The 24,500-nt window shown below is 62.1% G+C and carries 21 protein-coding genes; 12 read left to right on the plus strand and 9 right to left on the minus strand.

The genetic code is table 11. From position 1 onward, the window contains the following. Nucleotides 1–64: 64 nt before the first annotated feature. From AC1DZ5_RS11485 to AC1DZ5_RS11505, 5 genes are all read left to right on the plus strand, one after another. On the plus strand, nt 65–724 hold the full coding sequence (locus AC1DZ5_RS11485) for an RlmE family RNA methyltransferase (protein WP_477889109.1): 660 nt from the start codon (nt 65–67) through the stop codon (nt 722–724). A gap of 133 nt (nt 725–857) precedes the next feature. Continuing rightward, on the plus strand, nt 858–2,774 hold the full coding sequence (ftsH, locus tag AC1DZ5_RS11490; protein ID WP_477889111.1) for an ATP-dependent zinc metalloprotease FtsH: 1,917 nt from the start codon (nt 858–860) through the stop codon (nt 2,772–2,774). A 70-nt stretch (nt 2,775–2,844) separates the two neighbouring features. Then, nucleotides 2,845–3,720, plus strand: a complete 876-nt coding sequence (gene folP, locus AC1DZ5_RS11495) for a dihydropteroate synthase (RefSeq protein ID WP_477889113.1) — start codon at nt 2,845–2,847, stop codon at nt 3,718–3,720. A 29-nt stretch (nt 3,721–3,749) separates the two neighbouring features. Then, nucleotides 3,750–5,081 (plus strand): phosphoglucosamine mutase, encoded by a 1,332-nt coding sequence (gene glmM / locus AC1DZ5_RS11500; RefSeq protein WP_477889115.1) that lies wholly within the window; start codon nt 3,750–3,752, stop codon nt 5,079–5,081. Nucleotides 5,082–5,086: 5 nt separating this feature from the next. Then, a complete protein-coding gene (locus tag AC1DZ5_RS11505; protein WP_477889117.1) occupies nt 5,087–5,587 on the plus strand; it encodes a GNAT family N-acetyltransferase in 501 nt (166 codons plus the stop codon). Between the two features lie 9 nt (nt 5,588–5,596). Here the strand turns inward: AC1DZ5_RS11505 and AC1DZ5_RS11510 are convergent, their stop codons facing one another. The 7 genes from AC1DZ5_RS11510 to AC1DZ5_RS11540 all read right to left on the minus strand — a co-directional run bounded on the left by AC1DZ5_RS11510 (nt 5,597) and on the right by AC1DZ5_RS11540 (nt 10,392). Continuing rightward, a complete protein-coding gene (locus AC1DZ5_RS11510; protein WP_477889119.1) occupies nt 5,597–6,136 on the minus strand; it encodes a DUF1697 domain-containing protein in 540 nt (179 codons plus the stop codon). A gap of 17 nt (nt 6,137–6,153) precedes the next feature. Then, nucleotides 6,154–7,494 (minus strand): ATP-grasp domain-containing protein, encoded by a 1,341-nt coding sequence (locus AC1DZ5_RS11515; protein WP_477889121.1) that lies wholly within the window; start codon nt 7,492–7,494, stop codon nt 6,154–6,156. A 21-nt stretch (nt 7,495–7,515) separates the two neighbouring features. Further along, the gene (gene arsH / locus AC1DZ5_RS11520; protein WP_477889123.1) at nt 7,516–8,253 is read right to left on the minus strand and encodes an arsenical resistance protein ArsH; all 738 of its coding nucleotides are present in this window, start codon (nt 8,251–8,253) and stop codon (nt 7,516–7,518) included. Beyond that, the gene (arsC, locus tag AC1DZ5_RS11525; RefSeq protein WP_477889125.1) at nt 8,231–8,650 is read right to left on the minus strand and encodes an arsenate reductase (glutaredoxin); all 420 of its coding nucleotides are present in this window, start codon (nt 8,648–8,650) and stop codon (nt 8,231–8,233) included. Before arsC ends, arsH begins: the two co-directional genes overlap by 23 nt. Continuing rightward, on the minus strand, nt 8,647–9,474 hold the full coding sequence (locus tag AC1DZ5_RS11530) for an aquaporin (RefSeq protein ID WP_477889127.1): 828 nt from the start codon (nt 9,472–9,474) through the stop codon (nt 8,647–8,649). The genes arsC and AC1DZ5_RS11530 overlap by 4 nt, the downstream gene beginning before the upstream one ends. Then, nucleotides 9,471–9,971, minus strand: a complete 501-nt coding sequence (locus AC1DZ5_RS11535) for an arsenate reductase ArsC (protein WP_477889129.1) — start codon at nt 9,969–9,971, stop codon at nt 9,471–9,473. The genes AC1DZ5_RS11530 and AC1DZ5_RS11535 overlap by 4 nt, the downstream gene beginning before the upstream one ends. 76 nt (nt 9,972–10,047) lie before the next feature. Beyond that, nucleotides 10,048–10,392 carry an ArsR/SmtB family transcription factor gene (locus AC1DZ5_RS11540; protein ID WP_477889131.1) on the minus strand — a complete coding sequence of 115 codons (345 nt, stop codon included), beginning with the start codon at nt 10,390–10,392 and terminating at the stop codon, nt 10,048–10,050. Between the two features lie 142 nt (nt 10,393–10,534). On the opposite strand from AC1DZ5_RS11540, the gene AC1DZ5_RS11545 reads away from it, so the two are divergent. Genes AC1DZ5_RS11545 through AC1DZ5_RS11565 form a run of 5 tightly spaced genes read left to right on the plus strand, consistent with a single transcriptional unit; the run spans nt 10,535 to nt 15,928 of the window. Then, a complete protein-coding gene (locus tag AC1DZ5_RS11545) occupies nt 10,535–11,377 on the plus strand; it encodes a GNAT family N-acetyltransferase (protein WP_477889133.1) in 843 nt (280 codons plus the stop codon). Further along, complete coding sequence (locus AC1DZ5_RS11550; protein ID WP_477889135.1) at nt 11,377–12,246, plus strand: UDP-2,3-diacylglucosamine diphosphatase; 870 nt, start codon at nt 11,377–11,379, stop codon at nt 12,244–12,246. Before AC1DZ5_RS11545 ends, AC1DZ5_RS11550 begins: the two co-directional genes overlap by 1 nt. Next, nucleotides 12,243–13,319 carry a glycosyltransferase family 4 protein gene (locus AC1DZ5_RS11555; RefSeq protein ID WP_477889137.1) on the plus strand — a complete coding sequence of 359 codons (1,077 nt, stop codon included), beginning with the start codon at nt 12,243–12,245 and terminating at the stop codon, nt 13,317–13,319. The genes AC1DZ5_RS11550 and AC1DZ5_RS11555 overlap by 4 nt, the downstream gene beginning before the upstream one ends. Before the next feature lie 38 nt (nt 13,320–13,357). After that, nucleotides 13,358–15,451: a polyphosphate kinase 1 gene (gene ppk1 / locus AC1DZ5_RS11560; protein ID WP_477889139.1), complete on the plus strand. Its 2,094-nt coding sequence runs from the start codon at nt 13,358–13,360 to the stop codon at nt 15,449–15,451. Nucleotides 15,452–15,466: 15 nt separating this feature from the next. After that, nucleotides 15,467–15,928, plus strand: coding sequence for a SixA phosphatase family protein (locus AC1DZ5_RS11565; RefSeq protein WP_477889141.1), 462 nt, complete (start codon nt 15,467–15,469; stop codon nt 15,926–15,928). A gap of 12 nt (nt 15,929–15,940) precedes the next feature. Here AC1DZ5_RS11565 and AC1DZ5_RS11570 read toward each other — a convergent pair whose 3' ends face one another. Continuing rightward, complete coding sequence (locus AC1DZ5_RS11570; RefSeq protein WP_477889143.1) at nt 15,941–16,435, minus strand: hypothetical protein; 495 nt, start codon at nt 16,433–16,435, stop codon at nt 15,941–15,943. Nucleotides 16,436–16,576: 141 nt separating this feature from the next. Here AC1DZ5_RS11570 and AC1DZ5_RS11575 point away from each other — a divergent pair, with 141 nt between their 5' ends. Both AC1DZ5_RS11575 and AC1DZ5_RS11580 read left to right on the plus strand, forming a co-directional pair. Further along, nucleotides 16,577–18,379: an EAL domain-containing protein gene (locus AC1DZ5_RS11575; RefSeq protein WP_477889145.1), complete on the plus strand. Its 1,803-nt coding sequence runs from the start codon at nt 16,577–16,579 to the stop codon at nt 18,377–18,379. Nucleotides 18,380–18,421: 42 nt separating this feature from the next. Further along, complete coding sequence (locus tag AC1DZ5_RS11580) at nt 18,422–19,651, plus strand: MFS transporter (RefSeq protein WP_477889147.1); 1,230 nt, start codon at nt 18,422–18,424, stop codon at nt 19,649–19,651. 240 nt (nt 19,652–19,891) lie between these two features. Here AC1DZ5_RS11580 and AC1DZ5_RS11585 read toward each other — a convergent pair whose 3' ends face one another. After that, nucleotides 19,892–23,968: an NACHT domain-containing protein gene (locus AC1DZ5_RS11585; protein ID WP_477889149.1), complete on the minus strand. Its 4,077-nt coding sequence runs from the start codon at nt 23,966–23,968 to the stop codon at nt 19,892–19,894. Between the last annotated feature and the right edge of the window lie 532 nt (nt 23,969–24,500).

Below are 24,500 nucleotides of genomic sequence, written 5' to 3' on the forward strand. Positions count from 1 at the left end.
GGCCGGCTGGAAAAGCCCGACAATCGGAACCCTCCCCGCAATGGGGATCGCATTCAAGGCTCGCATGAAAACACCCAGCAAAGGCAAAAAGGTCAACAAGGCCTGGTTGCACGACCACATCAACGACCCCTACGTCAAACTGGCGGCCAAAGAAGGGTATCGGGCACGTGCGGCCTACAAACTCAAGGAAATTGACGAAACCCTGCATTTGATCAAACCCGGCCAGTTGGTGGTGGACCTGGGCTGCACCCCCGGTGCCTGGAGCCAGTACCTGCGCCGTCGTATGTCACCCCAAGGCGCGGCGGTGGGCCAGTTGGACGGCACCATCATCGGCCTGGACCTGCTGCCCATGGAGCCCATCGAGGGCGTGAACTTCATCCAGGGCGATTTCCGCGAGGCCGATACCTTGGCCCTGCTAGAGACGGCGCTGGCTGGCAAGCAGGCGGATTTGGTGGTGTCCGACATGGCGCCCAATCTGTCGGGCATTTCCTCGGCCGACGCAGCGCGCATTGAGTATTTGGTGGAGCTGGCGATTGAGTTTGCCCAGAACCACATGAAACCCCAGGGCGCCCTGGTGGCCAAGGTATTTCACGGAGGCAGCTACAACGATGTGGTGCAACGCTTCAAGGAGGCCTTCGTCACCGTCAAGCCCTTCAAGCCCAAGGCCTCGCGCGACCGTTCGTCGGAAACATTCCTGGTGGGGATGGGCTTGCGCTCTGTTTAGGCCGCGCCTCAGGTATTCCCATGCGGTTTCTGTGGCCGTAAACCGTGAATAGGCAGCTTTCATGCCTTGAAACGCCTAAAATGGGTCCCAAGTACGCAAGGTTCGTCTACTTGCGCCAGTATTGGAGCTTCGCTTGAATAATCAGTGGTTTTCAAAAATTGCAGTGTGGTTGGTGATTGCCTTGGTGCTTTTCACCGTGTTCAAGCAATTCGATTCGCGCGGCGCAGGCAGCGCGGGCTTGGTCGGCTATTCCGACTTCCTGGAGCAGGTGCGTAACAAGCAGATCAAGAGCGCCATTATCCAGGAAGGCCAGGGCGGCACCGAAATTTTGGCCGTCACTACCGATGACCGCAAGGTTCGCACCACTGCCACCTACCTGGACCGTGGCTTGGTGGGCGACCTGATCAACAACGGCGTCAAGTTTGACGTCAAACCCCGTGAAGAAGGCTCCTTGCTCATGACCCTGCTGGTCAGCTGGGGCCCCATGTTGCTGCTGATTGGCGTATGGGTGTACTTCATGCGGCAAATGCAGGGCGGTGGCAAGGGCGGCGCCTTCAGCTTCGGCAAGAGCAAAGCCCGCCTGCTGGACGAAAACACCAACACCGTGACCTTTGCCGATGTGGCCGGTTGCGACGAAGCCAAAGAAGAAGTGAAGGAAGTTGTCGACTTCCTCAAAGACCCCTCCAAATTCCAGAAGCTGGGTGGCCGTATTCCCCGTGGCTTGCTGCTGGTCGGCCCTCCCGGCACCGGCAAGACGCTGCTGGCCAAGTCCATTGCGGGCGAAGCCAAGGTGCCATTCTTCAGCATTTCGGGTTCTGACTTCGTGGAAATGTTTGTGGGCGTGGGCGCATCCCGTGTGCGCGACATGTTCGAGAACGCCAAGAAAAATGCGCCTTGCATCATCTTCATCGATGAAATTGACGCGGTAGGTCGCCAGCGTGGCGCAGGCCTGGGCGGTGGTAATGATGAGCGCGAGCAGACCCTGAACCAGATGCTGGTGGAGATGGACGGCTTTGAGACCAATGTGGGTGTGATCGTGGTGGCTGCCACCAACCGCCCTGACATTCTGGATGCCGCTCTGTTGCGCCCCGGCCGCTTTGACCGTCAGGTGTATGTGACGCTGCCCGATATCCGCGGCCGCGAACAGATTTTGAACGTGCACATGCGCAAAGTGCCCTTGGGCCAAGACGTGAGCGCCATGACCATTGCCCGTGGCACGCCCGGCATGAGCGGCGCCGACTTGGCCAACCTGTGCAACGAAGCCGCCCTGATGGCCGCGCGCCGTAATGCGCGTCTGGTGGAAATGCAGGACTTCGAGAAGGCCAAGGACAAGATCCTAATGGGCCCAGAGCGCAAGAGCATGGTCATGCCCGAAGAAGAGCGCAAGAACACGGCCTACCACGAGTCCGGCCACGCGCTGATCGGCAAATTGTTGCCCAAGTGCGATCCGGTGCACAAGGTCACCATCATTCCCCGTGGCCGCGCCTTGGGCGTGACCATGAGCCTGCCCGCACAAGACCGCTACAGCTACGACAGCGAATTCATGCTGAACCAGATCAGCATGCTGTTCGGTGGCCGGATTGCCGAAGAAGTGTTCATGAACCAGATGACCACCGGTGCCAGCAACGACTTTGAGCGCGCCACCTCCATCGCCCGCGACATGGTGACCCGCTACGGCATGACCGACGCTCTGGGCCCCATGGTGTATGCCGAGAACGAAGGCGAAGTGTTCCTGGGCCGCAGCGTGACCAAGACCACCAGCATGAGCGAACAGACCATGCAAAAGGTGGACTCGGAAGTGCGCCGCATCATCGACCAGCAGTACGCCCTGGCGCGCAAGCTGATCGAGGACAACCAGGACAAGATGCACGCCATGGCCAAAGCCCTGCTGGAATGGGAAACCATCGACAGCGACCAGCTCGACGACATCATGGCTGGCCGTGAGCCCCGTCCGCCCAAGGACTGGACGCCTCGCACCCCCACCAACGGTGGCGGTGGTAGCGGTGGCGCTCCCGCCGTGGCGGCCGACCCGGCACCCACAGCCGCCTGAGTCCAGGCCGCGCTGAACCCACAGGGCCTTCGGGCCCTGTGTGCGTTTCAGGGCTTGCATAATCCAGCCCATGCATTGGCAAACCACCCGTTTCTCGATTGACCTGTCCACTCCCAAGGTGATGGGCATCGTCAACGTCACCCCCGATTCATTCTCCGACGGCGGGCATTACGCCGCGCGCGATGCTGCGCTGGCGCATTGCGAGCAGTTGCTCAAAGACGGGGCCGACATGCTGGACATCGGCGGCGAATCCACCCGCCCCGGTGCCCAGGCGCTGCCGTTGGACGAAGAGCTGGCGCGCATACTGCCCGTGGTCAAACACGCGGTCACGCTGGGTGTGCCGGTCTCGGTGGACACCTACAAGCCGGCCGTCATGCAGGCGGTGCTGGACTTGGGTGTTGACATCGTCAACGACATTTGGGCCCTGCGCTGGCGCGACGCGGTGGGTGGACCCACGGGCGAATCGGTGGTGTCTGCTCACCCGACTTGCGGCGTGTGCCTCATGCATATGCACCGCGACCCGCAGACCATGCAGGTGGCGCCCATGGAGGGGGACGTAGTGCCGCAGGTGCTATCATTTTTAGAGCTGCTCGCGCAGCGTTTACGGGGGCTAGGGGTCGATTCGGCTCGTATTTGCCTGGACCCGGGCATTGGCTTTGGCAAGACCGTGCCGCAGAACTTTGCGCTGCTGGCACGCCAAGCCCAGGCCGTGCCAGCGGGCTACCCGGTGCTGGCGGGCTGGTCGCGCAAATCGTCGCTGGCCGCAGTCACCCAAACCTCGCTGAGTCAGGTGGCCAGCATGGACGTAGACCAGCGCCGGGCTCCCAGCGTAACGGCTGCGGTGCTGGCCGTGCAGAACGGTGCGAACGTGGTGCGCGTGCACGATGTGCGCGACACAGTGAGCGCGCTCAAGGTGCTGGCCGCCATGCAAGCTGCGCGTTCATAACAACCAACAACAACACAACAGGATTCCAAATGGGACGACAGTATTTCGGCACCGACGGCATTCGCGGTACCGTGGGGCAGGCCCCCATCACCCCCGACTTTGTGCTGCGCCTGGCGCACGCCGTGGGTCATGTGCTCAAGGAAACCGAGGCGCGCCCCACGGTGCTCATCGGCAAGGACACGCGCATCTCCGGCTACATGCTGGAGAGCGCTCTGGAGAGCGGTTTCAACTCTGCGGGGGTGGACGTGGTGCTGCTGGGCCCGCTGCCTACACCCGGCGTGGCCTATCTGACGCGCGCACAGCGTGCTTCGCTGGGCGTGGTCATCAGCGCCAGCCACAACCCGTTTGCCGACAACGGCATCAAGTTCTTCAGCGCCAAAGGTAGCAAGCTACCCGATGCCTGGGAGCTGTCCGTGGAAGCCGAGCTGGAGAAACCACCGGTGTGGGTGGACTCTGCCAGCCTGGGCAAGAGCCGCCGCCTGGACGATGCCGCGGGCCGCTACATCGAGTTTTGCAAGAGCACCTTTGCCAATGACCTGACCCTCAAGGGCCTGAAGATTGTGGTGGACGCGGCGCACGGCGCGGCGTACCACATCGCACCCAAGGTGTTCCACGAGCTGGGGGCCGAGGTCGTCGCCATTGGCTGCTCGCCCGATGGCCTCAACATCAACAAGGGCGTGGGCGCCACCCACCCCGAAGCACTGGTGCAGGCCGTCAAAGACAACAAGGCCGACTTTGGCGTGGCATTGGACGGCGACGCCGACCGCCTGCAGTTGGTGGATGCGGACGGCCGCCTCTACAACGGTGACGAGCTGCTGTACCTCATGGCCGACGACCGCCTGGGCCGCGACGAGCATGTGCCCGGCGTGGTGGGTACGCTGATGACCAACATGGCGGTGGAAGTCGCGTTGAAAAAGCGCGGCGTCCAATTTGTGCGCGCCAAGGTGGGCGACCGCTATGTGCTCGAAGAGCTGGAAAAGCACAAGTGGATTCTGGGTGGCGAGGGCTCGGGCCACCTGCTGGCGTTGGACAAGCACACCACGGGCGATGGCTTGGTCTCGGCCCTGCAGGTGCTGCAGGCCTGCGTGCGCAGCGGCAAAACCATGGCGCAGCTGCTGGGCGGTGTGACGCTGTTTCCGCAAACCCTGATCAATGTGCGCCTGGCCCCGGGCCAGGACTGGAAGAGCAACGCCCGCATGGCCGAAGAGACCAAGGCGGCAGAAGCCGCGCTGGGCGACACCGGCCGTGTGTTGATCCGCGCCAGTGGCACCGAACCGCTAGTGCGTGTGATGGTGGAGGCGCGCGATGCTGCGCAAGCCCAAAGTTGCGCCCAGCGCATCGCCGATACCCTGAAAGTGTGAACCCGATGACCAATGCGATCCGCGTGGTCCGTGCCGACTACGCCAACCCCGTGCATGCTGCGGCGCTGGTCATGCTGCTGGACGCCTATGCTGGCGACCCCATGGGTGGTGGCGAAGGTCTGAACGACTTTGCCAAGGCCAATTTGGTGCCTTCGCTGGCCGCGCGCCCGCAGGCCTTCAGCGTGCTGGCGTTTGCGTCCGAGGACGACGCCACGCCAGTGGGCCTGATCAACTGCATCGAAGGCTTCTCCACCTTTGCCTGCAAGCCGCTGGTGAATGTGCACGACGTGGCGGTGCTGCCCGGGTACCGCGGCCAGCGCATTGGCGAGCAGATGCTGGCACTGGTGGAACAGATCGCCACAGAGCGTGGTGCCTGCAAGCTGACGCTGGAAGTGCTGTCGGGCAATGGCGGTGCGGTCAAGCTGTACCAGCGCGTGGGCTTTGCCTATTACGAGCTGGATCCGGCCATGGGACAGGCGGGCTTCATGCAGAAGTGGCTGGGCTAAGGCGCCAAATCACGCGTACTTGGCGACCAGCCGGGACACCGTGTTCCAACTCCGGGTGGTGGCGGGCAACCCCAGCAGCTTTTCCAGAAACGCATTGGGGCTGCCCGGCGTGTTGCCGATCTTCAGACTCAGGCAGAAGACCTCACCACCCGTGCAGTGAAACAACTCCAGGTCCTGGCGCTTGGAGCGTAAGGGCAGGGGTTCTGGCAGTTCAGCGTCACGGTGCAAAAAGGTGACACAGCATTCGTAGACTTCGCTGGTGTCCACCGCCGCAAACGGCGCGCTGGCCACCAGATCGGCCAAGTAGGGCACCGACCGCACAAAACCCGGCTCCACCAGGCCGCACACCGCATGCAGCTGCTTGGCCGCTTTGCGCAGCAGCGCTTCTGGGTTGGCTCTCGGACCAGTTGAAAAGACCAGCGTGCCATTGGTCAGAAACGATGCGGCTGCATGTGCCCCCGCGTCCAGAAAGGCCTGTTCCAACTGCACCCGCGTAGGGCAGTTGGTGCGGCCCAGGTTGAGGTTGCGGAAAAAGGCGACGTGTTGCACAGCCGCAGTATGGTCGATCAGGGGGCAGGGCTGCAGAGGTTCGTGGGAGAGCCCTGCAAGTCAGGCACCCACATCACCGGAGCGAAACCGCCACCTTCAGTACGGAAGTTAGTGGTTTGGCCGCTGTAGGTGCGTGCGGCTAGCAGTTGCACGCGCCCGGCATAGGTGTAGGCACGAAGGTCAAACTTCAGTTCCGTGGCCGCATCGCCCACCTGCATGGCGCGTACCGGGGGCGGCACCAGCGCCTGCGCGATGTAGTCGCTTTGCTGGATTTGTTCCCACACTTTCTTGGTGAGCTTGTCACCGCGGTAGACCGCGCGGGCGCCAAAACCGTCCAGCGGTTTGAAGAACAGCTGTTTGCGTTGCTCCCAGAGCGCTGCGGCATTGCTGGCCTTCACCCGCCCGCAAACCGGGACTGTGGCTAACAGGACGTGCTGATCTTCCACAGGCACACCCAGCGCCTGCAGTGCAGAAGCCTGGCCCAGCGTGACCAGATGCTGTTTGTTGGCGCGTAAGGCATGCGCGCGTGGGTGCGGCGTCACCGCCACTACGTCATCCCTGTAGGCCTGCGCCAGCGCTGCATGGGCCGGGTCTGAAAGGTTGAAGTCGGTCAGGCGGTTGTAGACCAGGTCCAGTGCCAGCGTGTCGCTGCAGAGCACACCGTCCCGAAGTTGCAGGTGGGTCGGGTCTGTCACTACGGCCTGTATGCCATGGCGCTGGAACAGCTCGGCAAACAGGGCGAATTCGGGCGCGAGGTACTGGCTTTGCGGCGCTTCGTCCACGATGGCAATGCTGCGCAGTGGGCGAGGTGCCTGTCCCCGCGTGTGGTTGAACAGGCCCCATTCGGCCTGGAACATCGCCACAAAATCATCCTCCAGCGTGGCCATGTTGCGGTAGGCGTTGAGCGCCGGGTTCATCAGCCCGCAGCACACAGCCTGTGCGCGCAGCAACACTGCGTTGAGCATGGCGCCGCCCGCGTTGGTGTTGATTTCGATGAGCTGCGGCCCAGTGGGCGTGATGTGAAAGTCGTAGCCCATGAACACCCCCAACGGGCCATGGTCGGCCTGGGCAATCGCACGGGTGCCTGGCAGCACCTGCTCTGCCCAGGCGGGCAGGGACAAAGTACGCTCGATCGCCGCCACTGCGCGCTGGACCGCATGCACCGTGGCCTGCGAGGCAAACACCGCTGTGCTGGAGAACAAATGGGGATGGGTGTGGGCCAGTGTGCTGGCCACGTCGCGCAGACCCGCATCCCGACCCAGCTCACGCAGCAATTGGTCTGCGTTCAGGGTCTGGCATCGGCAGCCGTGGTTCAGCGCGTCGGCCAGTGTGGTGGGGGAGGGTTCCGCGAGCAGCATGGGTTTTTGAGTGAGGTCTGTCTACAGGCTACGCTGATTCACGCGCTGCATCAGTTGCTCAGCGCTCTCTTTGCGTTCGCTATACCGGTCCACCAGATACGGCGATACATCGCGTGTGAGCAGCGTGAACTTCACCAGCTCTTCCATCACATCCACCACGCGCTCGTAGTAGCTGGATGGCTTCATGCGGTCATCGTCACCAAACTCCATGAACGCCTTGGCCACCGAGCTTTGATTCGGGATGGTGAGCATGCGCATCCAGCGGCCCAGCAGACGCATTTGGTTCACCGCGTTGAAGCTTTGCGAGCCGCCGCTCACCTGCATCACTGCCAGTGTCTTGCCCTGGGTGGGGCGCACGGCGCCGCTGTTCAGCGGAATCCAGTCGATCTGCGCCTTCATGATGCCGGTCATCGCCCCATGCCGCTCGGGCGAGGTCCAAACCATGCCTTCAGACCATTGCACCAGCTCGCGCAGCTCTTGTACCTTGGGGTGGGTGTCGGGTGCGTCGTCGGGCAGGGGCAAGCCGGTGGGGTTGAAGATACGCGTCTCCGCACCCATGGCTTGCAGCAGGCGCGCGGCCTCTTCGGTCAGCAGGCGGCTGAAGGAGCGGGGGCGCAGCGAGCCATAAAGCAGCGCAATGCGGTGAGCGTGGGTGGAGTGAGCAGCCGGGCGCAGTGATGCCACATCCGGCACCCGGAAGTGGTGGGCATCCAACTGCGGCAGGGCGGTAGCCAAATCAGACACGTTGGCCTTTGTCATTGACCACGGCTTCACCGTCTTCCTTCGTAAAGGCGCCCTGTTGCGCATTGGGTAGCAGGTCCAGCACCAGCTCGGACGGGCGGCACAGGCGCGTGCCCAAGGGCGTTTCCACCACCGGGCGGTTGATAAGGATGGGGTGCGCCAACATGAAGTCCAACAATTCATCATCGGTCCACTTCGCATTCGCCAAATCCAGTTCGGCATAGGGCGTGCCCTTTTCACGCAGCAGTTCGCGCGGGCCGGTGCCCATGGCGGTTAGCAATTGCTGCAGGCGCGCTTTGGTGGGCGGGGTCTGCAGGTATTCAATGACCTCAGGCTCCACCCCGCTGTTGCGGATCATGGCCAGGGTGTTGCGGGACGTGCCACAGGCGGGGTTGTGGAAGATGGTGATGGTCATGCGGTTTCTTTCTTGGGGGAGAGTGTGTTGGCCAAGGCTGCGCCCAGTACGGCGCCTAAGGCTTGTGCCAGCACAAAGCCGAGGGCGCTGGCGGGGGCGATGCCTGCAAAGGTGTCGCTGAACATGCGGCCCAGCACGGCGGCGGGGTTGGCAAACGAGGTGCTGGCAGTAAACCAGTAGGCCGCGCCGATGTAGCAGGCGACGAGCGCAGAGGCCTTGCCCGGTGGCGCGCGCAGGATGGTGAACACCAGTCCGGCAGTCGCCACGGCCTCCGCCAGCCACTGGCCCGTGCCGCCGCGCAGGTGCTGGCTCAGGTGCAAGGCGGGTAGCTCGAACATGGCGTTGGCCAGTGCCGCGCCGGCCACCGCCCCTAGCAATTGGGATGCTATGAAAAGCGTAGCTGCTCGCGCAGTATTCTCGGGGGCTAGCTGCCCTTTTGACCACATAAGCAGCGTGACCAGCGGGTTGAAATGGGCGCCACTGACTGGGCCCAGGGTTTCAATCAGCACGTACAGCGCAAACACCGTGGCCAGTGTGTTGGCCAGCAGGGCCACGCCGTCATTGCCACCGCTGATACGCTGGGCCATGATCCCGGAGCCGATCACGGCGCAGAGCAGGGCGGCGGTGCCTGTGAACTCTGCGAGCAGTTGCGTTGTGAGCTTCTGAGGTACCGCTGCCTGTGCGAGGCGCCCAGGCGGCAGAGCGTTCTGCTCCGTGTCCTCCGCCCGCTGCGCGGGCTCCCCCTTGACCTGCGCAGATCGCTCTGCCGCCCGGGCTTCGGTGGTGGCGCTGGGGCTCGTTTTCAACTTCGTTTGCTCGCTCATGCTTTTGCGAGGTCTTTGGCGGTTTGCTGGATGGTCATGGCTTCGAGCTTGTCGGCGGGCAAGTTCACCAGCAGGTCCAGGCGGCGGCGGATGGCGTGCAGGGTGTTCTTGAAGGCCTCGGCCTTTTCCGCATCGCTGCCATCCCCGGCAGAAGGGTCGGCGTAGCCCCAGTGGGCAGTCGCGGGTTTGCCGGGCCAGAAGGGGCAGACCTCACCGGCCGCGTTGTCACACACGGTGATGATCAGGTCCATGTGCGGTGCGTCGGGCAGGGCGAATTCGTCCCAGCTTTTGCTGCGCAAGCCGTCGATGCTGATGCCGGCATTACGCAGGGTTTGCAGGCCGATGGGGTTGGGTTGCTGGTTGTCGCGCGGGCTGCTGCCGGCCGAGAAGCCCTTGAAGCGGCCGCCGCCGATGTGGTTGAGCGTGGCTTCAGCCAGGATGCTGCGGGCCGAGTTGTGGGTGCACAGAAAGAGCACATTGAGCGGTGATTGGGACATGGGAGTTCCTTTTGTAACGGGGGGATAGGGAGAATTGCTATGGTTTCAGTAGCTGCTCACGCATATTTCATAAGGGCTAGCAGCTTTTGCAGCCAGTGGCGCCGTCAATCACCTCACAGCTTTCACCCTGGCAGCAGTGCATGGTCATATAGGCCAGCAGGCCACTCATCTGCGCAAAGTTGGCGCGGTAGATCAGGTTGCGCCCGCGCTGCTCAATGTCCACCAAGCCGGAGTGGGCTAGTTCCTTGAGGTGGAAAGACAGAGCGCTGGGGGCGCTGTCGAGCTGTTGTGCCAGGGTGCCAGGGGTTAGGCCCTCGGGGCCGGCCACTACCAGCGCCTTGAAGGCGCGCAGGCGCTGGGCCTGGGCCAGTGCGGTCAAGGCCTTGAGGGCCTGGGGTTCGTCGAAGGCTGTGGTGTTCATGTTTCAATATTACTTGAAATATTGAAACATGAACAGTGGCGTGCACCATGTCACAAAAACTTCACACCTCTGCCATGTGTGGGTCACAGGCGCTCTTCACACTTCCCGGTCAGTGCAATCACGCTCAAGGAAGGGGACAAGAATGCCAACAACATCCGCCACTGCCGTGCCTACGCTGGCCTCGCCCACCGTACACCCCATCGCGCCTATCGCGGTGCAACCGATCGCCGTACAGGCATCAGACGCTGTGCCCGCACGCAACGGCATCGAAGTCTCCTGGGCTCGCCACCAGGACGAAGTGCGCGCCGCCCAACGCCTGCGCTATGACGTGTTCGCCGGTGAAATGGGGGCCCGCTTGAACACCCCGATCGCGGGCCACGACGTGGACCTGTTTGACAACTACTGCGAACACCTGATCGTGCGCGACCAGGCCAGCGGCCGGGTAGTGGGCACCTACCGCGTGCTCACGCCCACCCAGGCCAAGCGCGTGGGCAGCTTTTACAGCGACACCGAATTCGACCTGACCCGCCTGCGCAGCCTGCGCGAACGCATGGTGGAGTTGGGCCGCAGCTGCGTGCACCCGGACCATCGCCACGGTGGCGTCATCATGGCGCTATGGGGCGCGCTGGCCGAATTCATGGTGCGCAACCAGCTCGACACCATGATTGGCTGCGCCAGCATTCCCATGCTGCACAACGGCGTGGTCAGTGGCGATGTGGCTGCCAGCATCTGGCGTCAAGTGGAGGCCACCCACTTGGCCCCGATTGATTACCACGTACGACCGCGTCTGCCGCTGCCCATTGAACAGCTGGACAGCACGCTGGACGTGGAGCCTCCGGCGCTTATCAAGGGCTACCTGCGCCTGGGCGCCAAGGTGCTGGGCGCGCCGGCCTGGGACCCGGACTTCAACTCGGCGGATTTGCCGATGCTCATGCGCATCGCCGATTTGCCGTCCCGCTACCGCAAGTACTTTCTGGGGGCCTGATGCGCACCGCCTTCGACGCTCTGGGAGCCAACTGGCAGGGTTTGGCGCCAGGCGCCGAAGCCGATGACGACGAGGTGGGCCACCGCCGCTACCGCGCCGTGTTTGTGTCCGACATCCACCTGGGCACCGCAGGCTGCCAGGCCAAGGCCCTGCTGGACTTTTTGAAGCACCACCCCAGCGACCACCTGTACCTGGTGGGAGACATTGTGGACGGCTGGCAGCTGCGCCGCCGCTGGTTCTGGCCACAGGCGCACAACGACGTGGTGCAAAAGCTGCTGCGCCGCGCACGCAAGGGCTGCCGCGTGGTCTTCATCCCCGGCAACCACGACGAATTCGCCCGCGCCTTTGTGGGCCACCAGTTTGGCGGTATCGAGGTGTACGAAGACACGGTGCACACCACGGCCGATGGCCGCACGCTGTGGGTCACGCACGGCGACTACTTCGACGGCGTGATCCAGTGCGCCAAGTGGCTGGCCTACCTGGGCGACAACGCCTACGAGTTCACGCTCAAGCTCAACCGCTACCTCAACACCCTGCGCGCGCGCATGGGGCTGCCGTACTGGTCACTCTCGGCCTACCTCAAGCACAAGGTCAAGAAGGCACTGAATTACGTCACCGACTTTGAAAAAGCTGTGGCCCATGAGGCACGTCGCCGTGGTCACGACGGCGTGGTCTGCGGCCATATCCACCATGCCGAGATGCGCACCATCGACGGCACGCTGTATTGCAATGACGGCGACTGGGTGGAAAGCCGCACGGCGCTGGTGGAGCACCTTGACGGGCAGCTTGAACTCATTTACTGGGCGGACACGCCCACCCCCMCGGCCMCCGCGGGGGCCACCCCCGCACTGCAGGAAACCCACGCATGAAACTCGCCCTGATTACCGACGCATGGCAACCCCAGGTTAACGGGGTGGTCACCACCCTGGTGGAGCTGGTGCGTGAACTCGAAGGCCTGGCCCATGTGGTGGAGGTGATCCATCCCGGCCTGTTCCCCACGCGCCCATGCCCCGGCTACGCGGGCATTGACCTGGCCGTGCGCCCCGCCAAGGCCTTGGCGCAGATGCTGGATGCCTGCGCGCCGGATGCCATCCACCTGGCCACCGAGGGGCCGCTGGGCTGGGCCGCGCGCAGCTACTGCCGCAAGCACAAGCTGGCCTTCACCACGGCGTACCACACGCGCTTTCCCGAGATCTTGCAAGCTGCACTGAAGGTGCCGCTGTGGATGGGCTACGCGCTGTTTCGCTATTTCCACAAGCCTTCATCGGGTGTGATGGTGCCCACGCCCAGCGTGCTGCGCATGCTGGATGCCAAAGGCTTTCGCAACCTGCGCAGCTGGACGCATGGGGTGGACATGCAGCTGTTCCAGTACCAGGAAGTGCCCAAGGTCTACCCCGCACTGGGTGTGCTGGCGCGCCCGGTGTCGCTGTTTGTGGGCCGGGTGTCGTACGAGAAAAACATCGCCGCCTTTCTGGACATGGATGTGCCCGGCACCAAGGTGGTCTGCGGCGTGGGCCCGCTGGAGGCCAGCTTGCGTGAGCGTTACCCCCATGTGCGCTGGCTGGGTGTGCTGCCGCGTGACGAGCTGGCCAAGGTCTATGCTGCGGCCGATGTGTTTGTCATGCCCAGCCGCTCTGAGACCTTTGGCCTTGTGATGCTGGAGGCCATGGCCTGTGGCACGCCGGTGGCGGCTTACCCGGTCGAAGGGCCCAACGAAGTGGTGGGTACGCCCGCGCAGGGCGGGGTGCTGGATGGAGATTTGACTGCTGCCTGGTACGGCGCCCTGGCTGTGCCGCGGCACGAGGCGCGCACGCGGGCGCTGCACTTCAGCTGGGCCTATGCTTCCCTGCTGTTTGCAGGACATTTGGTGCCAACGCGCACCGCACGGACGCTGCCCCAGCCGGTGGTGCAGGATGTCACACAACTGTCATCTGGTGCGTAAACAATTGTTCACCGCTGTGTCACAAATGGATGCTGTTCATGTCGTCTTTTCTCCGCAAGCCTCTCGCGCTGGTGCAGTCTGCTCCCCCAGCACTGCTGGACCGTGACCACAGCCTCCTGGCGTTCAACGAGCGGGTACTGGACTGGGCGGTGCGTGACGATGTGCCACTGCTGGAGCGCTTGCGCTTTCTGTGTATTGTTTCCAGCAACCTGGACGAGTTTTTTGAGGTGCGGGCCGAGCCCCACCTGAGTGCCTACCAGGCCAATGATCGCAAAGGGCAGTACTCGGTCGATTCCTTCGACCGGCTGGCCGATGCGCTGCACCAGCTGGTAGCCAGGCAGTACACGCTTTACAACGAAAAATTGATGCCGGGACTGGAGGCGCAGGGCTTGCGCATCCTCTCGCATGGCGAGCGCAATGCCGCGCAGCGCGCCTGGGTCAAGCAGTACTTTGAGCGCGAGGTGCGCCCGCTGTTGATCCCCGTGGGGCTGGACCCCTCGCACCCGTTCCCGCAGGTGGCCAACAAATCGTTGAACTTCATCGTGCGCCTCAGTGGCAAAGATGCCTTTGGACGCGAGAACGAAATCGCGATTGTGAAAGTGCCGCGCGTGCTGCCGCGCCTGATCCGCATGCCCGAGAAGCTGGTGGGCAACAAGGCCTGGTTCGTGTCGCTGTCCAGCGTCATTCGAGCGCACCTAGACGAGTTGTTCCAGGGACGCGTAGTCGGGCAATTTTCGCAGTTCCGCGTGACCCGCCATTCCGATTTGGCGGTGGATGAAGACGACGTACAGAACTTGCGCACTGCGTTGCGCCAAGGCTTGGTGCACCGCCACTACGGCCAAGCCGTGCGGCTGGAGGTGTCAGCCGGTTGTTCCGAACATTTGGCGGATTTTTTGCTCAAGCAGTTCGCCTTGCCTGCGAAGGCGCTGTACCGCGTGCATGGCCCGGTCAATCTGGTACGCCTGACGCAGCTGATCGACCTGGCAAACCGTCCCGACCTGTGCTTTGCTCCCTACCGTGCGGCCTATCCGGTACAAATCCAGTCGAGCCATTCCATATTTGACCAGCTCAAGCAACGCGACATCCTGATCCACCAGCCCTTTGAGAGTTTTGACGGTGTACTGACCTTTTTGCGCGAGGCCGTGAACGACCCGCAGGTGCTGGCTATCAAGCAAACTATTTACCGCACGGGCGCGGACTCCGAACTCATGGACTTGCTGCGTGAAGCGGTGCGCCGGGGCAAAGAGGTGACCGTGGTGGTGGAGCTCAAGGCCCGCTTTGACGAAGAGGCCAATATCAACTGGGCCGAGATGCTGGAATCCATCGGTGCCCAGGTGGTGTACGGCGTGGTGGGTCTCAAGACCCACGCCAAGATGATGCTGATCACACGGCGCGAGGGCAAGTCGCTCAAGCGTTATGGGCACCTCTCCACCGGCAATTACAACCCGCGCACGGCGAAGCTCTATACCGATGTAAGCCACCTCACGGCGGACGTGGCGCTCACCACCGACATGGAGCATGTGTTTGTGCACCTGGCCAGCCAGAGTAAGCTGCCGCGTTTGTCCAAGCTGTGGCTGGCGCCGTTTTATTTGCACCGCAAACTGATTGCCAAGATTGACGCCTTGGGCGAGGCGGCGGCACGCGGTGTGGAAACGCGCATCGTGGTGAAGATGAACTCGCTGACCGACGAGGCGCTGATCCGCAGCCTGATGGCTGCGGGCAGTCAGGGCGTGAAGATTGATTTGATTGTGCGCGGCGCCTGCATGCTGCCGGCCCAGGTGCCGGGCTACACCGACAACATCCGCGTGCGCTCGGTCATTGGCCGGTTCCTGGAACACTCACGTGTGTTCTATTTCCGCCAGGGGGCGGTGGAAGATCTCTACCTGTCGAGTGCGGATTGGATGAACCGCAATATGGTGCGCCGCGTGGAACTGGCCTGGCCCGTGACCGATCCGGTGCAGCGCCAGCGTATTGTGGATGAGTGCCTGGTGGCCTACTTGCACGATGGCGTGGATGCGTGGGACCTGGGGGGCGATGGGGTGTACCGCCGGCAAGAGGCACGCGCCGACGTGCCTGCTTACGGTGCACAGGCGGCGCTGATGAGTCGCTACGCGCGCAACGACAAAGGATAAAGGGGAGTTACCGCGATGGACCTGATTTTGTGGCGGCACGCAGAGGCCATTGATCTGGAGCTGGTGGGGGACGACATGGTGCGCACCCTTACCGCCAAGGGCGAGAAGCAGGCTACTCGCATGGCGGCTTGGCTGGACCGCCAGCTGCCCGATGGCGCCAAGGTGTGGTCCAGCCCGGCGCTGCGCACCGAGCAAACCGCGCAGGCGCTGGGCCGCAAGTTCAAAACCCATGCGGCCTTGGCGCCGCTCTCCACGGTGGACGACTTGCTGGAGTTGGTGCACTGGCCGCATGCCAAGGGTTGCGTGCTGGTGGTGGGCCACCAGCCCACGCTGGGCCATACGATTGCGCGCTTGCTGGGGTTGGCCGAGGCCGATTGCGCGGTAAAAAAAGGCGCTATCTGGTGGCTGCGCTACCGCGAACGCGAGGGCATTGCCCAGACCATGGTGGTCACGGTGCAATCCCCCGAGGTGCTCTAGGCCAGATCTGTCTCAGGCCTTCTTGGCCTTGGCAGGGCGGCCGGTCTTCAGGCTGGGCACGGCTTGCAGGGCCGCCTTGAACGCGGTGTCCGACAACGCGGCCAGCACCTTGATGCCTGCGCGGATCAGTTCGGTCTTTTTGGCGGGTGTGCCTTGCTTGGCAGCGCGCAGCTTCAGCACCGCGAGCACGTCGTATTCGGGCTTGGGGATAGTGATGCTGTCACGAACCATCTTGGGCTTCTTCACCTTTGCCACGGGTGCTGCAACCGGTTTGGCCGCTGGCTTCTTGGCAACGACTTTCACGGGCTTGGCAGGTTTTGCAGCGGCGGCAACAGATTTCTTGGCAACAATGGCTTTCGCTATTTTTGGAGTTTTTGCAGCGGGCTTGGTCACGGCTTTTGCGGGTGCTTTGGCAGCGGTTTTTGCTACTGTCTTGGCTGGCGCCTTGGCGCTGGTTTTTGCGGGGGCTTGGGTCTCTGCGCCGGTGGCATTGTCTGCAGTTGTCACGTGGTTTCCTTTGAAAAAATAAACGGTATATACAGTTTATATCGTTTGTAATTTTTCACAAAATCGCATGACACAGTTTTGTCACGGAGTTGTCACGCCGTCTCCCTAGACTGCCCCTCTAGTCGTTTTGGAATCCATGCCATGCCAACATCAACCTTGCGTTTGGTGGCCGCCCGCTCCGCGGTGAAGGGCGAATCTGGCCCACTGGAAAAAGTGCTGAGAGAGGGGACTTTGTATCCCGTGTTCCAGCCCATCGTGAATCTGGCAGATGCGTCCATCTACGCGCATGAGGCCTTGATCCGCGGCCCTGCGGGCACGCCTCTGCATACGCCCGACAACCTGCTGCGGGCTGCGGCGCTGGAGAACCTGGGCTATGAATTTGAGTGCGCCTGTGTCATGGCCGCGCTGCGCAACTGGGGCCAGATGCGTGGCGTGGGGCGGTTGTTTGTGAACATCAGCGCCAATGCCCTGACCCGCATTGTTGAGCTGCAGGGGCGCGATGGGCTGCTGCGCTGGATCCAGGATATGCGCGTGGTGCCGCGCATGCTGGTGCTGGAGATTACCGAGCACGAGCGTGTGGACAATATGGACCGCTTGGCCGAGGTGGTGAACGATATCCGCTCCGCGGGTGTGTCGCTGGCACTGGACGATTTTGGGGATGGCCGCTCCAGCCTGCGCCTGTGGTCTCAGCTCAAACCCGAGGTGGTGAAGATCGACAAGTACTTCACGCGCAATATCAGCGAGCACGGCGACAAGCTCAAGACCATCCAGGCGCTGCAGCAGATTGCCACCATCTTTGGAAGCTCCCTGGTGGCCGAGGGAATAGAGACCGCCGAAGACCTGCGCGTGCTGCGCGACCTGGGGCTGGAGTACGGCCAGGGCTACTTTCTGGGCCACCCGGACCGCACGCCGCTGAAGTACCTGGGGGTAGACCCGCAACGCGTGCTCAATGAGCGCCAGGTGGCGGTATTCCCCGAGCTCAGTCGGGCATCGCAAGGCGGGCATTTGCGTAGCCTGTCGCTGTTGCGCGCGCCCACCGTGACGCCTGTAACGAACAACGACGCGCTGGCCGAACTGTTTTTGGAGCATCCCACGCTGCATGCTGTGGCACTTTTGGATGGTGACAGCCCGGTGGGCATCATCAACCGCGCGCAGTTTATGAACGAGTACACCAAGCTCTATTACCGCGAGGTCTGGGGCCGCAAGTCCTGCGCGGTGCATGCCAACCGCGAACCGCGCCTGATTGAGCGCGAGCACTGTGTGGACGAATTGGTGGGCATATTGACCTCGCAAGACCAGCGCTACCTGTCCGACGGTTTTATTGCCATCGAGAATGGCCGCTATGTGGGCTTGGGCACGGGCGACCAACTGGTGCGCTCGGTGACCGAGACCCGCATCGAAGCGGCCCGCCATGCCAATCCGCTGACCTTTTTGCCCGGCAACATCCCCATCAGCCAACACATTGAGCGGCTGCTAAAAAAAGAGGTGCACTTTGTCGCCTGCTATGCCGACCTGAACAACTTCAAACCCTTTAACGACTACTACGGCTACTGGCGTGGTGACGAGATGATCCGCCTGCTGGCACGCATCGCCATGGAGCAGTGCGACCCGCAGCGCGATTTTCTGGGCCACGTGGGCGGAGACGATTTCATCCTGCTGTTCCAAAGCCCCGACTGGCAGCTGCGATGCGAACGCCTGGTGCAGGAATTTTCCGAACGCGCGCAGGCCATGTTTGATGAAGAAGCGCGGAGCCGGGGCGGCATTGAGGCCGAAGACCGCCATGGCGTGATGCGCTTCTTTCCCTGCACCACGCTGTCGATTGGCGCAGTCGCCATTGACGGCAGCCAGTACACGCGGGCAGAGGATGTGGCGAACCTGGCTGCCTTGGCCAAACACGATGCCAAACAGGCCGGCGTGGGTTTGTGGGAACGCCGCGTGGCGTAGCTGCGGTTGAAACCGCCTGTGCGGTACGCTAGGGACCAACCCATGTCCTCTGTGTCTGATCCATCCGCTGAATCTGAAGCCACCGTGCCTTGGATGACACTCTTGAGTCTGGTAAGTGCTTTCGCGCTCAGTCAGGCCTTTCGTACCGTCACTGCAATGATGGCGAATGGTTTGCAGCAGGACTTCGGTTTGTCGACGCAGGCGTTGGGCTTTTTTGCCGCTACCTTTGCCTTTTCATTTGGCTTGAGTCAGTTCGTCATCGGGATCGCACTGGATTTTTATGGGCTACGCCGCACATGGCTTTGCACTTTTCCCTTGGCCATACTGGGCGCCCTCATTTCTTCGCTTGCGCCGAATTACGCCGTTCTGGTGTTGGGCCAGGTCTTGATCGGCATAGGTTGCTCGCCGGCCTTTGTGGTGTGCACCCTTTTCATCGCAAGACGCTTCCCGATGCAGCGATTTGCCGCAATATCCGGAATGGCCATGGGGATGGGCGGGCTAGGGCTCATGCTAACGGGCACGCCATTGGCGTGGCTCATTGATGTCAGTTCGTGGCGCGTAGCCTTTGCGGCGTTGACTGGCCTGGCCTGTGTTTCGTGGTTGCTGGTTCACCGGCATCTGCGAGAGGGACTAGCCGCCACGCACCATCGGCCGGATAGCCTTGGGCACGCACTGCGTGGCTTTGGCGAGTTGTTTCTATTGCCACAAACATGGGGAATCCTGTTGCTGGCTTTGGTGAACTACGCCTCTTTTCTGACCCTGCGCGGTCTTTGGCTGGGTCCCTTGCTGATGCACCGCCACGGCATGTCACTGGTACAGACGGGGAACGTGGCCTTGCTGGTTTCTCTGCTGTCACTGTTCACGCCTGCGCTGTTTGGACATTTCGATCCAGGCACGGCACGGCGACGACAATGGATTGTGCGCGCGGTACTGACCATGACCTCGGTCTTTGTGCTTATGGCGCTGGTGCCGCTAGCCTGGATAGACGTTGGAGGCATGGTGGTGCTGGCGGTGCTATCCGGTGCCGGGGTTTTGCAGTACGCCAACGTGCGTGCCTCCTACAGCCCCGAAATGAGCGGGCGCGCCATGTCGGTGTTCACCATGGCCATGTTTCTTGGTGTGGCCTGTGTGCAGAGCCTTAGCGGCCTTGCGGCATCTTGGTCGCAAGCGTTGGGGCACGACCCTTATGCGGGTGTTTTGGTGAGTGTGGCTTCTCTTCTCACACTCGGTGTGCTGGCGTTTCGCCTACTGCCAGTGGCGCAGCCAAGGTGAGAGCTCACCTAAACAAGAACGACCGTTTGAATGCCTCGGGTGTTCTGGATTCGGCCGAATAAGGCCTCTGGGCCACTTGCGGGCACTCGTGAATGACCGGTTCGGAGCAGTGAATCATTTCACCGCTAATCAGCCTTGAGCTGACATTTGTCGCAGACTCCTTCGTGCCCCAAGGAGGCATTCGCGCTTGGCCTGCCGGCATCGGACATCGCTGGTGCTAGACGCCAGCATTCAACGCTGTTAGCCCTCCGCGTCGGAGTCTGGCTGCATGATTGGCCAAGGCTTGCCGGACGCCAGATCGGGATGACGCGGCTCGCCTTCCGGCATTCCGTGTTCATCCCTGTGCCCGTCGACCTGACGCAGCCAGCGCGCAGCGGCGTCCGTGGGACCGCCGTCCGTCGTCAGCGCAAACAGCTTTTGACGCAAGGCGCCTGCAGGGACTGGCACAACGTTGTATGCGCCTGCCCAATCTTTAGCAGGCACATGCTCTGTGACAACCAGTTCAACGGTTTTCCACCCAACGAAGGCGCGCTTCAGCTCCTTTTCGAATCTTACGAGTAGCAGCAATCCGTCCTCGTCCGGATTTTCGGCGACTGCATGGGCAAGTATTGTGAGCCCGCGGTTGGTCGGACCGTCTTTCAACAGGCCATACACATGGGCGCGCAAATCGGGGGGTGTAGCGATAAGGCTCCCAAGCTCCCGCGCCAAATGCCACTCGTCCCTTGTCTTTCCATCAATGGCCCCCATGACAGTCAAGTCAATGATACGGCGCGCTGAAGACGGCGTGCCGAACCGGAAGGCCGTCGCGCGCCAGCGCTCATTCAAATAGAAACGTGGTTCTTCCTCCGCGAGCCTGAACAAGACATCTTCGGCTTCGTCCGGAGGAGCATCGGCGAGAGCTCCGACCATTTCCTCTAAGAATCGCGGCTCGCGTTGCGCCGGCGGCATGCCGCGCACGACGGCCAGCGCCTCGATTGGACGGCTCACGAACGGCAGGAGCCGCAGCCAAAGCTTAAGTTCGTAGCCCTCACTCTGCGTCAATATCCATGTCTCGGTTTTCGCCGCCTCGAAGGCCTCGGAGATCCCGTCAGCGACAACCTTGATGTCGATTTCCTCACCCGAAAGAACAAGGTTCAGGAGCAGATCGGGACGCGTGCGCCTCGGTGCGAGAGCGATGATCTTATGGATCGTATTGGCGCGCTGGCCATGCGGCAGCCGTGATGCGGCGATGCCGAGAGCGACGGCTAGCCTCTTCTGCTCATTCGTCGATCCATCCCCGATCAGGAGCTCGATCGCCGCGAAGATCGTTTCCGCTTCCGCAGACGTCGCGTCAGGGTCGGCGGCACGCGCCGCGCGCTTCTCCTCAACGCCCGAGAAATCAACGCCACCGAAAAAGCGGTTGTCATTCGACGACTCGTTCGCCATTCGCCATTGGTCGGCGAGCACCTGCGCGGCGAGCGCGCCGAAATGCTCATCTGTCAGATATTCCTGCATCATGGCGGTGGTGTCTGGCGTTTTGATCGCCAAGAACGCGCGCTGATACTGGTCTGTGTATGGATGCATGGCCTCATTCTTTGCCGGACTCTGCCGCCATCCCGTCGCCTCAGCTTCCTCGCGAAATGCGCGATAGCGCTGCAAATTGTCGTCCAGCAGCCGTTTCAAAATAGGCAACAGGGTCACGGACGGAGCGTGGCTCGCGAGCGTCGCGATACTGGCCTTCTGCCAGCGTTTCGAGTCGTCCGAGGCGAGCATGCTGCGGCCCCAAGCTTCGACAAGGCCTTGAATTGACGCCAGCGCGGCAGCGTCGAACCTTCTGCCATGATCGGCTTCGCCATTGGGATGGCGCGAGAGAATGTCAGCCAAGCGTGCCATCCGCTCGATATCCCCCTGCATCGTGCGCGCAAGCACGGCTGCAACGAGGCTCGCGCCCGGAACATGTGCGATGCGGGTTTTCAACCCGCTAAACAACTCACTCGCCGCACGGTCGTATTGATCGTTGACGCGCAAACGTGAAGCCACGTCGAGTAGTGCATCAACCAAGTGGCCGACGGCTTTCGGCCCGAGAACCGAAGCGGCAGCCTCCGCGCGGTAGTCGTTACGGGTGGTGGGTTCTTCCAGCGCCAATTGAAGCAGCGCGTCGTCTTCCAGGGTGAGTCCGGAGGTGGCCAGAATGTCGTCCGCACCGTAGAACAGCGCGCGTCCCGCGCGAACGCGTGCCAGCAGGCCTTCCGTGACCGCACCCGGATAACGGCTGCGCGCCTCATAGATCAATTGTCTCCAGTGATCCTGCTGCTGATCGATCACCATCGTGCTGATGATGTCTGTCAGCTCGGCGCTACGACCCTCGCCACCCTGCGCGGACACGATTGCACGCAGTCGATCGTAGTCCGACGTTTTTTCTAAAGCTTGTCGCTTGCGCGCCGCCATTAAGCCCTTCTTGACCTGTTCATCATCCACCTCGTCGACAAGGCCCTTGCGGACAATCAGGTCGAAGGTCTTATCGCCTGCCATTTGCAGCACTTCCGCCACATGGCGATCTGCGCGTCGGAACGCCAGCGCATCAACGACCGACGCCCGCACATCGGGATCGGGATCATTCTTGGCAATGGCGCTTGCCAGATCGAGGCCATCCATGCCGCTATGCGACGCCATCTCATACAGCACCACGGTCCGCGCCGCCGACGACAGGGCCTTGATCTTTTTCTCGGGATCTTTTCCGAGAATCGACGGCCTGAAGCGCCTGCAATTGCGCAGCGCCGTAAGGCTGATTTGCTCGTTTTCGTCGGTGATGAGCGGCCAGACCGCATCGAAGAATTCGGGGCGGCCCGACGTGAGCATGAAGCGGAGGGCACGATCCACTTTTCCAGGCGCGTGCCAACGCGTCACCAGTCCTTGAATGGTCGCGGCGATCTGCACCCATACTTCTTCCGTGGAGCGGAAGATCATCTCGGCGGCGAGGATCGGATCGACCTCGAACGCCGCGACTATCGCCTTGCCGCACTCCACACGCTGGTGTGCGTCGCCACGCGCCAGACGCTCGACCGCAAAGAGGATAGCTTCCTCCCATGCGGGGAGATTAAATATCTCTGCTTTAAGCGCCTCGCGCCCTTTGAGGTCAGAGACTTCGCCGAAGATACGGCGCTCAACCGAATGCGATGCATACCATTCCTGAAACTGCTGGTGCTGGAACGAGTAACCGGGCGTGTCGCCTGCACGCATCAGAACGTGATTGCTGACGAGCACATCGAGCACCGCATCGGGCTGCGGCTTGATCGTGATCTGCCTGTTGTCGGCCAGCAGGGCAGCGGTCTCGAAAATCGACCGCCGTGCGTTGTTGTCGGCGATGGACGTGTTCACCGCGCGCGTGGCGAAGACAGCGAGACCGTCAAGATAGTCCTGCTGGAATCCTTGCGCGACGGCGCGCAGTGCTTCTGCGTGGCTCACTTCCTTTTCGTGCGCGGCCACGAAGTGCCGCAGCACTTCCTCCTTGGTCGTCGGGAACGGTGCGTCACCAGGAAGCGACAGCAGTGCAGTCAGATAAAGGGGAATCGTCACAAGCTCGCGCACGCCCGCAGTGCGCCACGCCTGATCCACGATCTTCGCGCCTGCGTCGCCGCGCATTGCGACGGCGATCTGCATTTGCTGCTCGTCGTTGAGCGGTAGGAGATCGACGCGAGTGCCTGCGAAAGGAACGTCCAGCGATTGCCTGCGCGTTGAGACGACTAGGCCGAGTTCGGGCAATTCCGCCTTGAGAGCGGCGACCTGCACGCGCGCGCGGGTCCGCGCTTGTGCGTCCAGCTCGTTCCAGCCGTCGAGCAGCAATACGACGCCGGGCTGAGCTGCCGCCTTGCGGAAGTCATCTTCCGAGATTCCACGAAACGCCGGACGCTTGAGGACCGAGTCCAGAAGCGTCGCGCCCTCCGTCGCCCAATCGCCGAGCGGCACCACGATCGGCGTACCGTTGCCGCTCGCCAACACCCCTTCGGCGATCTGGAAGAGCGTAGTGGTCTTACCCATGCCGGGTGGCGCGACGAGGATCAAATCATCCAGCGACACGACCGCGCCCGCGAGCGCGCTTGTCGTCACTGGTTCGTCGAACCCGTCCACGTTCAGTGTGAGCGCGACCGACGTGGATGGCCATTTTGGGGTGTTACGGAAAACCTTGAGATCCGCGTCTGCGGCAGTCCGTATATTCCCTGCCAATTGCGCGTCCGCTTTGACAGCCGGCCCGCGCGCCTGTTCATGGCGCAACACACGTCGCCACGAATCGGTTCGCGCCTGCTGCTTCCATTCCCGGAGCAGCTCAACGGTGAACATCGGATCCTTCGAATCGATGGCTTTGCCGTGATCGCTACACATCCAGATGCCATTCTTCGCAGAGGAGCGCTCCTCCGGTGACATCTTATCGTCGTAACGAGGGCCGCCTGGTGCAGCCGCACATATGTGCGCAGCTATACCAATATCGATTACTTCTTCGCCATCAGACGTAGCCCCAACCGTCGGCGCTTGACAGTTTGGAAACGAGCACAACCACCCCGCACCCTTCGCAATTTTTTCCCTTGTCAATTTGTTGAAATTGTCTCGGTTTTTGTTTTTCACCTGACGGACACTCGAACTTTCTGCCCACCAATCAGACTGGGCGCGCCGATTACATAATTTATCTGCCTGCCGCGGTACAGCATGAATTTCTGGATCATTTCACTATTCGTTGCGAATAAGCCCCAATCTCGTGCGTACGCCCTTCGTTTGGATTGTCTCCGATTGGGTCCCGGCTAGGACGTCCGCCCTTTGCCTTTTGGGCGCAACGCCTGAACGCCCCCAGTGCGGGCGTTGGTGAATGTCTGCTTTG

It is taken from the genome of Rhodoferax sp. P1_F3, from assembly GCF_056405715.1.